The sequence below is a fragment of the Streptomyces sp. LE64 genome, assembly GCF_052606915.1.
In genome coordinates, this window is sequence record NZ_CP199708.1 from 6424001 (window position 1) to 6439773 (window position 15773).

Genomic DNA, 15773 nt, shown 5'->3' on the forward strand with positions numbered 1-15773 from the left:
GAACGAATGTGCCAGGCCGTAGGAATGCAACAGGCCGCGCCATCGAAATGATATGCCGCTCTGGGACAATCCCCTCAGCCAGTCCGAGTCCCGCATCGACGAAGTTCTCAGAGAAACGAGTTGACGTCATGGACCATTACCTGGAGATCTTTTCGCGACGCATGCAGGAATCATCGTCCCCGCAAGGAAAACGGGAATTCCTCCAGATCGGGCGGCTCGCCGGAAAGTTTCCGGCGGCGCAGAACCAGCGTGACGGAACCGTCTCCGAGATCACCGTCTGGTGCAGCAACGACTACCTGGGAATGGGTCAGCACCCGAGCGTGCTGGCCGCGACCCGGGAAGCCCTCGACGAGTACGGCGCCGGGGCGGGCGGCTCCCGGAACATCGGCGGAACCCACCGCTACCACGTGCTGTTGGAGAAGGAACTGGCCGAACTGCACGGCAAGGCCGACGCCCTCCTCTTCACCTCCGGGTACACCGCCAACGACGGCGCCCTCTCGGTGCTCGCCGGAGTGCTGGGCGACTGCGTCGTCTTCTCCGACGAGATGAACCACGCCTCGATCATCGACGGACTCCGGCACAGCGGCGCGGAGAAGCGGATCTTCCGCCACAACGACACCGCACACCTGGAGGAGCTGCTCTCCGCCGCCGATCCCGCCCGCCCGAAGATGATCGTCATGGAATCGGTCTACTCCATGGCCGGCGACGTCGCCCCGCTCGCCGAGATCGCCCGGATCGCCCGGGAGCACGGCGCCATGACCTTCCTCGACGAAGTGCACGCGGTCGGGATGTACGGGCCCCAGGGAGCCGGCATCGCGGCCGGCCTGGGACTCGCGGACCAGTTCACCGTCATCATGGGGACCCTGGCCAAGGGGTTCGGCACCACCGGTGGGTACATCGCGGGCCCGGCCGAACTGGTCGACGCGGTGCGCGGCCTGTCCCGCTCCTTCATCTTCACCACCGCGCTTCCCCCCGCGGTCGTGGCCGGCGCACTCGCCGCGGTCCGGCACCTGCGCACCTCGGACGAGGAACGCGAGAGGCTCCGTGAGAACGCACGGCTGATGCACCGACTGCTCCGGGAGCACGAGATCCCCTTCGTCTCCGACGAATCCCACATCGTCTCCGTCTTCGTGGGGGACGACGCCCTCTCCAAACGCGTCTCCGCGCTCCTCCTGGAGCGCCACGGCGCCTACGTCCAGGCCATCAACTCGCCGAGCGTGCGTCCGGGGCAGGAGATCCTCCGGACCGCACCCGGCGCCGTGCACCACCCGTCCGAGGTGCGGAAGTTGGTCACTGCACTGGACGGGATCTGGCGGGAACTGGGCCTACCGCGCGCGGAGCGCCCCGCGACGACGGCCGGCTGACCCGGTCGTTTCCCGAAGGAACGGGATCCGTGCCGGTGTCGCGGCCTGCGCTATCAGGCCGCTATTCCGCTCCGGCAGGATCTGGCACGCGGGTCCGGCAGTCGTTCGCGCCGGACGTCAAGACAAGCGAACGGGCAGGGGTCGACCCGGGAAATCGGGCCCACCCCGGTGGTCCGGTGACTGATGCGTCCTGCTCGCCGTGAAGGAGTCCGGAAACACGATGGCGCACTCAACGGGTACGGGATCGCCGCTGCTCTGGACCATGGCCGGCAGCGGCAGGGAATCCTTGGCGGCCGGTGCGCGCGCCCTGCGCGCGCACCTGGCCGGTCGTGACGACTGGAACCCCGAGGACATCGCACTCGCCCTGGCGCGCGCCGCCGCCGACGGGAGCCGACGTGCCGCACTGGTGGCGCAGGACCGCGAAGGGTTCCTGGACCGGCTGGACGCACTCGCCGCGGGCCGGGGCGCCCCCGGTCTGCTGGAGGGGAACACCGGCGGCTCGCACCGCCGGGTCGCCTTCGTGTTCCCCGGCCAGGGCGCCCAGTGGCCCCGGATGGCGGTGGACCTGTGGGACGCCTCCGCGGTGTTCCGCAACCGGATGGACGAGTGCGTCCAGGCGCTGGAACCGTTCGTCGACTGGTCGTTGCCGGACGCGCTCCGGGACCCGGGAGCGCCGCACGGGCCGGCGGCGGACCGGGCCGACGTGGTGCAACCCCTGCTCTTCGCCGTGACGGTGTCCCTGGCAGCGCTGTGGCGCTCCCACGGGGTCGAACCCGAGGCGGTGCTCGGGCACAGCGTCGGCGAGGTCACCGCCGCCGCGGTCTGCGGCGCACTCTCCCTGGACGACTCCGCGCGGGTGGTGGCCCTGTGGAGCCGGGCCCAGGCGACCCTCGCCGGCCGGGGGGACATGGTCTCCGTCATGGCCCCGGTCGGCGAGGTGGAGCCACGGCTGCGGCGCTGGGACGGCCGCCTCGTCGTCGCCGCCCTGAACGGGCCCCGGTCCGTGATCGTCTCGGGAGACTCCGACGCCGCGGCCGAACTCCTCGCCGAACTGGCCGCGGACGGAGTGCACGCACGGAAGGTCGCGGTCGGGCTGGCCGCGCACTCCCCGCACATCGACGAGATCGTCCCCCGGCTCCGTGCCGACCTGGCCCCGCTCCAGCCGCTCACCGCGCACCTGCCGTACTACTCCGGGCTGACCGGGGGACTCCTGGACGCCCCCGTGCTGGACGCCGACTACTGGTGCCGCAACCTGCGCAGCACCGTCCGGTTCCAGCAGGCGGCGGAGTCCCTGCTGGACGCCGGCCACGACGTGCTGCTGGAGGTCAGCCCGCACACCGTGCTGACCTCCGCCCTCACCCACTGCGCGGAGGAACGCGGCGCGCGGGCCGCCGTCCTCGGGACGCTCCGCCGCGACCAGGGCGGCCCCGCCCGCTTCCTCGCCTCGCTCGGCGAGCTGTACGTGCAGGGTGTGACGCCCGACGCGGAGACGGCGTCCGCCGGACGGGAGCCCCGCCCGCTGGACCTGCCGCTGGCGGCCTTCGTGGAGCCCGCCCCGGCCGACCTGACCCTGCCCGACGACGCCACCGGCAGCGAAGGAGACGGCCTGGCGCTCCGCGCGGAACTGGCGGAGAAGGACGAGCCCGGACAACGCGCGGTCCTGCTGCGCCTGGTGGCACGGGAGGTCGTGGCCCTGACCGGGCGCACCGATCCGGTGGTGCCCGGGAACCTGACCTTCCTCGACCTGGGATTCGACTCCGTCACGGCAGTGGAACTGCGCAACCGACTGGGCGCGGCCACCGGGCTGCGGATTCCGTCGACCGTGGTGTTCGACTGCCCCACCCCGGAGGAACTGGCCGAACGCCTCCGCACCGAACTCGTCGGTGACCGGCCCGGCAGCGGTGCGGACCCGGCCGTGGAGCCGGCGAGGGCCGCGGACGATGACCCCGTGGTGATCGTCAGCATGGGATGCCGCTACCCCGGCGGCGTCAACAGTCCGGAGGAGCTCTGGACCTTGGTGTCGGCGGGCGCCGACGCCGTCTCCGCGCTCCCCACCAACCGGGGCTGGGACACCGCAGGCCGGTACGACCCCGCACCGGGCACGCCGGGGCGGTACTACCAGCGCGAGGCCGGAACCCTCGACGGGGCCGCCGAGTTCGACGCGGAGTTCTTCGGGATCTCGCCGCGGGAGGCGTTGGCGATGGACCCCCAGCAGCGGCTGCTGCTGGAGACCGCCTGGGAGGTGCTGGAGCGGGCCGGGATCGATCCGTCGACCCTGCGGCGGAGCCGCACGGGCGTCTTCGTCGGGGCGATGACCATGGACTACGGACCCCGCCTGGAACAGGGCACCGACCTCGGCGGCCACCTGCTGACCGGCAACACCGGAAGCGTCGTGTCCGGCCGGCTCGCCTACACCCTCGGGTTGGAGGGAGCCGCGATCACCGTGGACACGGCGTGCTCGTCCTCGCTGGTGGCCCTCCACCTGGCGGTGCGGGCACTGCGGTCGGGGGAGTGCTCGCTGGCGCTCGCCGGTGGGGTCACGGTGATGCCCACGCTCGGCATGCTCGTGGAGTTCAGCCGGCAGGGGGGCCTGGCTCCGGACGGTCGCTGCAAGGCGTTCGCGGCGGCGGCCGACGGGTTCGGCCTCGCCGAGGGTGTGGGGTTGGTGTTGGTGGAGCGGTTGTCGGATGCGGTGCGTAGGGGGCATCCGGTGTTGGCGGTGGTGCGGGGTTCGGCGGTGAATCAGGATGGTGCGTCGAACGGGTTGACGGCGCCGAACGGTCCGTCGCAGCAGCGGGTGATCCGGGCGGCGTTGGCGGATGCCGGTCTTGCGGGGTCCGAGGTGGACGTGGTGGAGGCGCACGGCACCGGCACCCGGTTGGGCGATCCGATCGAGGCGCAGGCGCTGTTGGCGACCTACGGTCAGGACCGCCCGGCACAACGCCCTCTGTGGATCGGCTCGTTGAAGTCCAACATCGGGCACACCCAGGCCGCGGCGGGCGTGGGCGGTGTGATCAAGTCGGTGCTGGCGATGCGGCACGGGCTGATGCCGAAGACCCTGCACGTCGATCGGCCCTCGCCCCAGGTCGATTGGACCGAGGGCGCCGTTTCCCTGCTCACCGAGGCCGTGCCGTGGCCGGAGACCGGTCGGCCGCGTCGGGTGGGTGTGTCGTCGTTCGGGGTGAGCGGGACCAATGCCCATGTGGTTCTGGAGTCGGCGCCGGTGGTGGCTTCGGGCGAGCCGGTCGCTTCGACCGGGGTCGTTCCGCGGTCGGTGGTGTGGCCGTTGTCGGCTCGGGATGGTGCGGGGTTGCGGGGTCAGGCGGCTGCGTTGGTGGCGCGGGTGGCGGCGGAGCCGGCGTTGGACGTGGTGGACGTCGGTTACTCGTTGGCGGTGGGGCGTTCGCGTTTCGGGGAGCGTGCGGTGGTGGTGGGTGCCGATCGGGATGAACTGGTGCACGGGCTGCGGGTGTTGGCGGAGGGGGGTGTGGTGCCTCAGTTGGTGCGGGGTGGTGGTGTGGTGTCGGGTCGTACGGTGTTGGTGTTTCCGGGTCAGGGTTCGCAGTGGGTGGGGATGGCTGCGGGGTTGTTGGGTGAGTCGGGGGTGTTTGCGGGGCGGTTGGGTGAGTGTGAGCGGGCGTTGGCGCCTTATGTGGGGTGGTCGTTGTCGGAGGTGTTGCGTTCGTCGGGTTCGTTGGTGGGGGTGGATGTGGTGCAGCCGGTGTTGTGGGGGGTGATGGTGGCGTTGGCGGAGGTGTGGCGGTCGTGTGGTGTGGTGGTGGATGGGGTGGTGGGTCATTCGCAGGGTGAGGTGGCGGCGGCGTGTGTGGCGGGTGGGTTGTCGTTGGAGGATGGTGCGCGGGTGGTGGCGTTGCGGAGTCGGTTGGTGGGGGGGTTGTCGGGTCGTGGGGGGATGGTGTCGGTGGCGTTGGGTGTGGGGGAGGTGGGGGAGCGGATTGCTGGTTGGGGTGGTGGGTTGTCGGTGGCGGCGGTGAATGGTCCGTTGTCGACGGTGGTGGCGGGTGATGTGGTGGCGGTTGAGGAGTTGGTGGAGGAGTTGGTGGGTGAGGGGGTGCGGGTGCGTCGGATTGAGGTGGATTATGCGTCGCATTCGGTGCATGTGGAGGAGGTTCGTGAGCGGTTGTTGGTTGAGTTGGATGGGATTGTGCCGCGTTCTGGTTCGGTGCCGTTCTTTTCGACGGTGACGGGTGGGTGGTTGGACACGGCGTCGTTGGATGCGGGGTATTGGTATCGGAATCTGCGGGAGACGGTGCGGTTCGAGGAGGCGACCCGGGCCCTGTTGGGGGAGGGTTTCCGGTTCTTCGTGGAGCCGAGTCCGCATCCGGTGTTGGCGGTGGCGGTGGGGGAGTCGGTCGAGGCGGCGGGGGTGGACGCGGCGGTGCTGGGGACGCTGCGTCGTGGTGAGGGGGGCATGGAACGGCTGTTGCTCTCCCTCGGTCAGGGGTATGTGCGGGGGTTGCCGGTCGACTGGTCGGGGATGTTCCCGGGAGGCCGGCGGGTCGAACTGCCCACCTACGCCTTCCAACACCGGCACTACTGGCTGGCGTCCCCCGACCCCGTCCCGACCTCCTCCGCCGTAGAAGACGGCTGGGACGACCTCGAAGGCCAGGACCCCGCCCGCTTGGCCGGTGAGCTGGGGGTCCGCCGCGACGCGCTGGACGAGGTCCTGCCCGCCCTGTCGGGCTGGCGTGCCGCCCGAGCCCGTGAACGGCGTGCGGACTCCTGGCGGTACCGCGTCTCCTGGGTGCCGCTGTCGACCGTTCCCCTGGACGGTCTGGTCGGCCGCTGGCTCGTCCCGCGCCCCGAGGGTCCCGTCGCCGACGCCGTCCTGGAGGCACTGCACGGCAACGGGGTCGACCTCGTCGAATGCCCCGTCACCGACCCGGGCGCGACCCGGGAACAGCTGGCCGCGCTGCTGCTGAAGGCCGCGGGGGAGGAGCCGATAGCCGGGGTGCTCTCCCTGTTGTCCTGGGAGCAGCGCCCGCACCCCGAACACCCCGACCTCCCCGGCGGTCCAGCCCTGACCCTCGCACTGGCCCAGGCGCTGGAGGACGCCGGGATCGACACCCGGCTGTGGGTGCTCACGACCGGCACGGCCGTGCTGGGCGGCTCGGAGCGACCCGGGCACGTCGGCCAGGCGGCGTCCGCCGCGCTGGGCCGGACCCTGGCACTGGAACACCCGCACCGCTGGGGCGGGCTGGTCGACCTGCCCGAGGTGCCGGACGAGCGGGCCGTCCGCCGGTTGTGCGCGGTGCTCGCGGGAGCCGTCGCCGACGAGGAACAGGTGGCCGTGCGGTCCACCGGGGTCCACGGGCGCCGACTGCGTCCGGCACCCCCGCGGGCCCTGCCGACCGACGCCCCGGACGCCGGGGCGCCGTGGGACGCGCTTCGGCACGGCACGGTCCTCGTCACCGGCGGGACCGGCGGGGTCGGCTCGCACACGGCGCGCTGGCTCGCGGGCCGAGGCGCGGCGAGACTGCTGCTGGTCAGCCGGCGCGGTGCCGAGGCACCCGGTGCGGACGAACTGCGGACGGAGCTGACGGCGCTGGGCGCCGAAGTGGCCTTCGCGGCCTGTGACGTCGCCGACCGCGAGGCACTGGCGCACCTGGTCGCGGACACTCCGGCGGAGTACCCGCTGGTCGCCGTCGTCCACGCGGCCGGCGTCCTGGACGACGGCATGCTGGGCGCCCTGGACCCGGCGCGGCTCGCGACCCCGTTGCGCGCCAAGCTGACCGCCGCGCAGCACCTCCACGAGGTCACCGCGGGGCTCGACCTCTCCGCCTTCGTGGTGTTCTCGTCGGTGATGGGCGTCGTCGGCAACGCCGGTCAGGGCAACTACGCGGCGGCCAACGCCGCGGTGGACGCCCTGGTCGCGGCCCGCCGGGCCGCGGGGCTCCCGGGAACGTCGGTGGCCTGGGGCGCCTGGTCCGGGCCCGGCCTGTTGGCGGACGGCGTCGCCGAACGACTGCGGGACTTCGGCATGCCGGTGATGGAGCCCGAGTCGGCGGTCACCGCGATCGGGCGGGCCCTCACGGAGGACGACGCCCTGGTCCTGGTGGCCGACGTGGACTGGCGGCGCTTCGCCGCCGCCACCGGACTGCGGTCCACGGCCCTGCTGGACGGGATGCCGGACCCCGCCGCGGTGACGGCCGCACCGGACACCGCCGCCGGGCGGCCCGCACGGGCCGGCGACACCGCGGAAGAGCTGCGGCAACGGCTGGCCGTCCTGCCCCGTCGCGAGGACCGGCTCCGGACGCTCACCGAGTTGGTGCGCACCCATGCGGCGCTGGTGCTGCGCCACCCGGACGCCGGGGCGGTGCTGCCGGGGAAGGCGTTCTCCACGCTCGGCTTCGACTCGCTGACCTCGGTGGAACTGCGCAACCGGCTTGCCGCTGCCACCGGACTCGGACTGCCGACCACCGTCCTGTTCGACCATCCCACGCCCACCTCGCTGGCCGGGCGACTGCTCACGGAACTGGGCCTGCCGGACACCGCCCCCGAGACCCCGGCGGGCACCGCCGGCGCCGACGCCGCGGCCGGCGCGCCCGACCACGGCGAGCCCATCGCCGTCGTCGGCATGGGCTGCCGCTTCCCCGGCGGGGTGGAGCACCCCGAGGACTTCTGGCGACTGCTGGCCGAGGGCACCGACGCCGTGGGCGACTGGCCGTCGAACCGGGGCTGGGACACCGAGCGGCTGTACCATCCGGACCCCGACCACCCCGGCACCACGTACAGCAGACGGGGCGGCTTCCTGCACCAGGCGGCCGAGTTCGACGCGGAGTTCTTCGGGATCTCGCCGCGGGAAGCGCTGGCGATGGACCCCCAGCAGCGGCTGCTGCTGGAAACCTCCTGGGAAGCGGTGGAGAACGCCGGCCAGGACCCGTCCGCGTTGAAGGGCCGTCGGGTCGGCGTCTACGTCGGCACCAACGGCCAGGACTACCCGGCGCTGTTGGAGGACGCCGAGGGGATCTCCGAGGGACACCTGCTGACCGGGAACACGGCCAGCGTGCTCTCCGGGCGACTCTCCTACGTCCTCGGCCTCCAAGGGCCCTCGCTGACCGTGGACACCGCGTGCTCGTCCTCGCTGGTCGCCCTGCACCTGGCCGTGCAGGCGCTGCGGCGGGGCGACTGCGAGCAGGCCCTCGCGGGCGGAGTGACCGTGATGAGCACGCCCAAGCTCTTCGTGGAGTTCAGCCGGCAGCGCGGACTCGCCGGCGACGGCCGGTGCAAGGCGTTCTCCGCGGACGCGGACGGCACCGGCTGGGGCGAAGGCGCGGGCGTCCTGCTGCTGGAACGCCACTCCGACGCCCTGCGTCACGGCCATCCCGTGCTCGCGCTGATCAGCGGCACCGCGGTGAACCAGGACGGCGCCAGCAACGGGCTCACCGCCCCCAACGGACCCTCCCAGCAACAGGTGATCCGGGCCGCCCTGGCCGATGCCGCGCTGCGCGCCGACCAGATCGACGCGGTCGAGGCCCACGGCACCGGCACCGTGCTCGGCGACCCCATCGAGGCGCAGGCGCTCCAAGCCGTCCACGGTCAGGACCGGCCGGCCGACCGCCCGTTGTGGCTGGGCTCGGTGAAGTCGAACATCGGCCACACCCAGGCGGCTGCGGGGGTGGCCGGGGTGATGAAGATGGTGTTGGCGATCCGGCACGGCGAACTTCCGGGGACCCTGCACGTCGCCGCGCCGAACCCGCACGTCGACTGGTCCGGCGGCGAGGTGAGGCTGCTCACCGAGCGGACGCCCTGGCCGCGCGGCGACGAGCCGCGCCGGGCGGGCGTGTCGTCGTTCGGCATCAGCGGGACCAACGCGCACGTGATCGTCGAGCAGGCGCCCGCCCCGGCCGCCGCGCCGCACCCGGCGCCCGCGGCCCCCGCCCGTCGCTCCCGGGTGACCGTACCGCTGCTGCTCTCCGCCCGGACCCCCGAGTCCCTGCGGGCGCAGGCCGAGCGGCTGCTGGCCCGGCTCGACGCCGACCCGGGCGTCGAACTGGCCGACGTCGCCCACTCGCTGGCCGCGGGGCGCGCCTCGTTCGAGCACCGTGCCGCCGTCCTGGGGCGGGACCGCGGCGCGGTCCGGCGCTCGCTGACGGCGCTGGCCCGGGGCAGGAGCTCCGCCTCGGTGCTCACCGGCGGAACCGGACACCCCGGTCGGACCGCCTTCCTCTTCCCGGGCCAGGGCAGTCAACGGGTGGGCGCGGGCGCCGGACTGTACCGCGAGGACCCGGTGTTCGCCGACGCCCTCGACGAGGCGCTCACCGGGCTCGACCCGCACCTCGACCTGCCGCTGCGCGACGTCCTGTTCGCCGCACCCGGCACCCCCGAAGCGGAGCTGCTCGAACGCACCCGCTACACCCAGCCCGCCCTGTTCGCCCTGGAGACGGCACTGTTCCGGCTGGTCCGGCACTGGGGCGTACGGCCCGACCTGCTGATGGGGCACTCGATCGGCGAACTCGCCGCCGCCCACGCGGCCGGCGTCCTCGACCTGAGCGACGCCTGCGCCCTGGTGGCGGCCCGGGGACGGCTGATGGACGCCCTGCCCGACGGCGGCGCGATGGTGGCGGTGGAGGCCACCGAGGAGGAGGCGCGACAGGCGCTCCAGGACCACCGGGCCGGCACGGAGGACGGCACGGGCGCCGTGGACGTCGCCGCCGTCAACGGACCCACCTCCGTGGTGCTGTCCGGCGACGGCGAGGCGGTGCACCGCCTCGCCCGCGCGTTCCGCTCCCTCGGGCGACGCACCCGGAGCCTGAGCGTCAGCCATGCGTTCCACTCCGCCCGGATGGACGGGATGCTCGACGAGTTCCGGCAGGTGGCCGAAGGACTGACCTACCACGCGCCCACGGTCGCCGTCGTCTCCAACCTGACCGGACGGACGGCCACCGCCGAGGAGCTCCGCTCGCCGGACTACTGGGTGCGCCACGTGCGGGGCACCGTCCGCTTCCTCGACGGCGCCCGTCGACTGCGGGCCGAGGGCGCCACGACCTTCCTCGAAGTGGGGCCGGGCGGCGTCCTGTCCGGGATGGTGTCCGGCTGCCTGCCGGACCCCGAGGAGTGCGGGACGGTGCCGCTGTTGCGCGACGGCCGCGCGGAAGCGGGCGCGGTCCGCACGGCCCTCGCCTCGCTGCACCTGCGCGGCGTCCAGGTGGACTGGTCGGCCGGCGGAGACGGCACCCCCGTCCGGCGGGTCGACCTGCCCACCTACCCCTTCCGGCGCCGCCGCTTCTGGCCCGAAGCGGCGCCCACCCCGGTCGTCCCGTCCTGGCGCGCCCGGCGCGGCGCCGAAGCCACCGGACCCGACCGCTACCGCATCGACTGGACGCCGCTGGCCCCGCCCGCCCCGGCCCGGCTCTCCGGACGGTGGCTCCTCGTCACCCCGGACGGTCCGGGCGCCGAGGACACCGCCCCCGCCTGCGAACGGGCCCTCGCCGCACACGGCGCCGAGGTGGCGGTGCTCCGGGTACCGGCCGACGCGGACCGCGCCGAACTGACCGCTCGGCTCCGGGAGTCCGGTGACCTCACGGGCGTCCTGTCGCTGCTGGGCCTGGCCACCGGCCGTCACCCGCGGCTGCCCGCGCTCGACGTGTCGCTGAGCGGTTCCCTGCTGCTGCTCCAGGCCCTGGGCGACAGCGGCACCACCGCACCGCTGTGGTGCGCCACCCGGGGCGCGGTGACGACGCGGGGCACCGGACCGGTGCATCCCGAGCAGACCCAGGTGTGGGGACTGGGGCGGGTGGCCGCGCTGGAACACCCCGACCGCTGGGGCGGCCTGGTCGACCTGCCGGAACGCCTCGACGCACCCGCCACGGACGGGCTGTGCGCGGTACTGGCCGGGCTGGACGGAGAGGACCAGGTGGCGCTGCGGCCGGCCGGCCCGCTGGCCCGCCGGCTCCTTCCCGCACCGGCGGCCGACGCCTCCGCGGGCCCGGCCTGGACGCCGCGGGGGACGGTCCTGGTCACGGGTGGCACCGGGGGCCTCGGCGCCCAGGTGGCGCGCTGGCTGGCGGACCGGGGCGCGGAGCACCTGGTCCTGCTGAGCCGGCGCGGCCCCCGGGCGCCGGGAGCCGCCGAACTGGCCGCCGCCCTGGCCCAATCGGGGGCCCGCAGCACGGTGCTGGCCTGCGACGTCGCCGACCGCACGGCGCTGGAACACGTTCTGCGGCAGCTGCACGACACGGGCGACACGGTCCGTGCGGTGGTGCACGCGGCGGGGCTCACCACGGACACCGCGATCGCGGACTGCACCCTGGAGGAACTGGCCGAGCGGACCGCGGCCAAGACCCGCGGCGCGACCCACCTCGACGCCCTGTTCCAGGACCCCGAACTGGACGCCTTCGTCCTGTTCTCCTCGATCTCCGCCACCTGGGGGAGCGGCGGCCAGGGCGCGTACGCGGCGGCCAACGCCCACCTGGACGGCCTGGCCGCCGCCCGCCGTGACCGGGGCCTCACGGCGACCTCGGTGGCCTGGGGCCCCTGGGCCGGCGCGGGCATGGCGAACGGGGAGGTCGGCGACGCCCTCCGCCGCCACGGGCTGGTGCCGATGGCCCCCGCGTCGGCGCTCGCCGCGCTCGGCCTCGCCGTGGCACGGGACGAGGCCGAACCGGTGCTCGCCGCAGTGGACTGGAGCCGCTTCACCCCCACGTTCACCTCGGTACGGCACAGCGCCCTGTTGCGCGCGCTGCCCCAGGCGGCGGACGGCGACTCCCCGGCGACGGGGGCGCCCGGCGCCCCGGACCCGGAGGGCGACCCCTCGTGGCGGCGCAGGCTGGAGCACCTGCCCGCGCCGGAGGGCCGCAAGCTGTTGCAGGAACTGGTCAGGGACGAGGCCGCCGTCGTCCTGGGCCACGAATCGGCCGGCGACCTCGCCCTGGACCGCCCGTTCCGCGAGATGGGCTTCGACTCGCTCACCGCCGTGGAACTGCGCAACCGGCTGGTCGCGGCCACCGGCCTGCCGCTGCCCGCCACGACGGTCTTCGACCATCCGACGACGGCCGCCCTCGGCAGCCACCTCTTCGCCGAGTTCCGTGGTGCGGAAGCCGTCGCCGTGGACGGCCCGCCCGGGCCCGCCCCGGTGGCCGCGGCCCCCGGGGAACCGTTGGCGATCGTCTCCATGGCCTGCCGCTTCCCCGGCGGCGTCGGCTCCCCCGAGGACCTGTGGCAGCTGGTGACCGACGGGGTGGACGCGATCACGGCCCTGCCGACCGACCGCGGTTGGCCCTTGGACGCGCTGTACGACCCGGACCCCCTGCACCCGGGAACCTTCGCCACCACCGGAGGCGGCTTCCTGGACGGAGCCGCCGAGTTCGACGCCGAGTTCTTCGGGATCTCGCCGCGCGAGGCGCTGGCGATGGACCCCCAGCAGCGGCTGCTGCTGGAGACCAGCTGGGAGGCGCTGGAACGGGCCGGCCTCGACCCCTCCTCGGTGCGCGGCAGCGAAGGCGGCGTCTACGTCGGCGTCGCCGCCCAGGGCTACGGCGCCGGACCGCAGGACCCGGCCGCCGAAGCCGAGGGGCACCTGCTCAGCGGCACCGTGACCAGCGTCGCCTCGGGCCGCATCGCCTACACCCTCGGCCTGAACGGCCCCGCCGTGACCGTGGAGACCGCCTGCTCCTCCTCCCTGGTGGCACTGCACCTGGCCGGGCAGGCGCTGCGCTCGGGGGACTGCTCGTTCGCCCTGGTCGGCGGATCGGCGGTGATGGCCAGCCCGGACGCCTTCGTCGAGTTCAGCCGGCAGCAGGGCCTGTCGCCGGACGGCCGCTGCCGGTCCTTCGCCGAGGCGGCCGACGGCACGGGCTGGGGCGAGGGCGTGGGCGTGCTGCTGGTGGAGCGGCTCTCCGACGCGCAACGCCTGGGGCACCCCGTGCTCGCCCTGGTCCGGGGCACCGCGGTCAACCAGGACGGTGCCAGCAACGGCCTCACCGCGCCCAGCGGCCCCGCCCAGCAGCGGGTGATCAGGGCCGCGCTCGCCACCGCCGGGGTGCGGGGCGCCGACGTCGACCTGGTCGAGGCGCACGGCACCGGCACCACCCTCGGCGATCCCATCGAGGCGCAGGCGTTGTTGGCGACCTACGGTCAGGACCGTTCGGCGGAGCGGCCGTTGTGGTTGGGGTCGTTGAAGTCGAACATCGGGCACACCCAGGCCGCGGCGGGGGTGGCCGGAGTGATCAAGACGGTGCTGGCCCTGCGGCACGGGGTCCTGCCCCGCACCCTCCACGCGGACGAGGCGTCGAGCCGGGTGGACTGGTCCGCGGGCGCGGTCCGGTTGCTCGCGCAGGCCCGCCCTTGGCCCGCCCCGGACGGGGACCGGCCGCGCCGGGCCGGGGTGTCCGCGTTCGGCATGAGCGGCACCAACGCTCACGCCGTCCTGGAGGCCGCCCCCGGCACCGGCTCGACGACGGCCCCTCAGGACCCGCCCGCCGGGCCGCCCGAGGAGGCCGGGCGGACGGCGCCGTGGCTGCTCTCCGCCAGGACCCCCACCGCCCTGCGGGACCAGGCGGAGCGGCTCGCCGAGCACCTGCGGGCCCACCCCGGGCGGGGAACGGCCGCCCTGGCGCACGCACTGGTCACCACCCGCCCCGCCCTGCCCTGCCGGGCCGCGGCGACCGGCCGCGACCGTGAGGAACTCCTCGCCTGGCTGGACGCGCTCGCCGCGGGAGCACCCGCACCGCACGCGGTGCAGGACCGCGTGCGCGGCGGGCGGACGGTCTTCGTCTTCCCCGGCCAGGGCTCCCAGTGGGCCGGGATGGCGGCCGAGGCGCTCGACGTCTCGGAAGCGTTCGCCGACGCCGTCGCCGCCTGTGAGCACGCCCTCGCCCCGCACGTCGACTGGTCCCTCACGGAGGTGTTGCGCAACGCCCCCGGCGCGCCCTCGCTCGACCGCGTGGACGTCGTCCAACCCGTGCTCTTCGCGGTGATGGTCGCCCTGGCCGCGCACTGGCGCGACACCGGCATCGCGCCGGACGCCGTGGTCGGACACAGCCAGGGCGAGATCGCCGCCGCCTGCGTCGCCGGAGCCCTCTGCCTGGAGGACGCGGCCCGGGTGGTGGCACTGCGCAGCCGGGCACTGCTACGCCTGGCCGGCAGCGGGGGCATGGTGTCGGTCGCCGCCTCCGCCGCACGCACCGAGGCCCTGCTACCGGCCGGCGGACGCAGTTGCGTCGCCGCGCTGAACGGCCCCGACGCGGTGGTCGTCGCGGGGGAACCGGCGGACCTGTCCGCCCTGCTGGCCGCGTGCGACCGGGAAGGACTGCGGGCCAGGACCGTCCCGGTGAACTACGCGGCCCACTCGGCACAGGTCGCCGAGATCGAGGACGAACTGCGCGCCGCACTGGCAGGGATACGGCCCCGCGCCTCGACGGTCCCGCTCTACTCCACGGTGACCGGGGAGCCCGTCGCCGGAGAGTCGCTGGACGCCGACTACTGGTACCGCAACCTGCGCGAGCCCGTCGACTTCGCGGGCGCGACCCGCACCCTGATGGAGGCGGGCCACGCCCTCTTCGTCGAAGTCAGCCCCCATCCGGTGCTGCTCGGCGGGATCGAGGCGGTGGCCGAGGACGCCGGGCGGGAGGTGTCGGCGGTCGGCACGCTGCGGCGCGGCGACGGCGGCCGGGACCGACTGCTGGCCTCGCTGACCGAAGCGTGGGCCGCCGGCGGCCCGGTGGACTGGTCGACCTGGGTGCCCGCCCCGCCCGAACCCGCCCCGCTCCACCTCCCGACCTACCCGTTCCAGCGCGAACGCTACTGGCTGCCCACACCGGGCCGGAGCGGCGCGTCGGTCCTCGCCGCGCCGGTCGCCGCGGAACCCGCCGCAGCGGCCCGCGACGGCGCGGAAGCCCCGGCCGCTCCGTTGGCGGAACGGCTGGCCGACCTGGACCGCAAGGGCCGCCGCCAGGCGCTCCTCGACCTGGTCGTCGGCCATGCGGCAGCGGTCCTCGGGTACGTCGGATCGGGACCGGTGCGGCCCGAACGCTCCTTCTCCGAGGTCGGCTTCGACTCGATGCTCGCGGTGCGGTTCAGGAAGCGGCTGTGCGAAGCCACCGGACTGGCCGTCCCCCCGACGATCGTCTTCGACCACCCCACGCCCGAGGCGCTCGCCGCCCACCTCGACGCGGAACTGTCCGCCGTCCCCGAGCCGCTCCCGCCCCTGCTGGCCGAGCTCGACCGGCTGGCCGTGACCCTCGCGACGGTCCCGCCCGGGACGGCGGGCGCCGACCGGGTCGGCGACCGACTGGGCGAACTGCTGCGCACCTGGGCGCGGCGCACCGAACAGGCCGACGGCACGCCGCCCCCGCCCGCACCGGTGGACGACCCCGCGACCGCGACGGCGGACGAACTGTTCGCCCTGCTCGACAACAACTTCGGAATGTCCTGAGAGGGAGTTGGCAC

Annotated in this window: 2 protein-coding genes; both read left to right on the forward strand. The window is 74.4% G+C overall.

Annotated elements, in window-relative coordinates; genetic code table 11:
• The first annotated feature begins 128 nt into the window (after nt 1–128).
• On the forward strand, nt 129–1364 hold the full coding sequence (gene hemA / locus ACSMX9_RS28495; RefSeq protein ID WP_445398322.1) for a 5-aminolevulinate synthase: 1236 nt from the start codon (nt 129–131) through the stop codon (nt 1362–1364).
• 220 nt (nt 1365–1584) lie between these two features.
• Nucleotides 1585–15759 carry a type I polyketide synthase gene (locus tag ACSMX9_RS28500; protein WP_445398324.1) on the forward strand — a complete coding sequence of 4725 codons (14175 nt, stop codon included), beginning with the start codon at nt 1585–1587 and terminating at the stop codon, nt 15757–15759.
• Nucleotides 15760–15773: the final 14 nt, after the last annotated feature.

What these genes read in the sequence shown, in the direction of transcription:
- hemA (WP_445398322.1), top strand. Translation starts at nt 129, where the DNA reads ATGGACCATTACCTGGAGATCTTTTCGCGACGCATGCAGGAATCATCG.
- ACSMX9_RS28500 (WP_445398324.1), top strand. Translation starts at nt 1,585, where the DNA reads ATGGCGCACTCAACGGGTACGGGATCGCCGCTGCTCTGGACCATGGCC.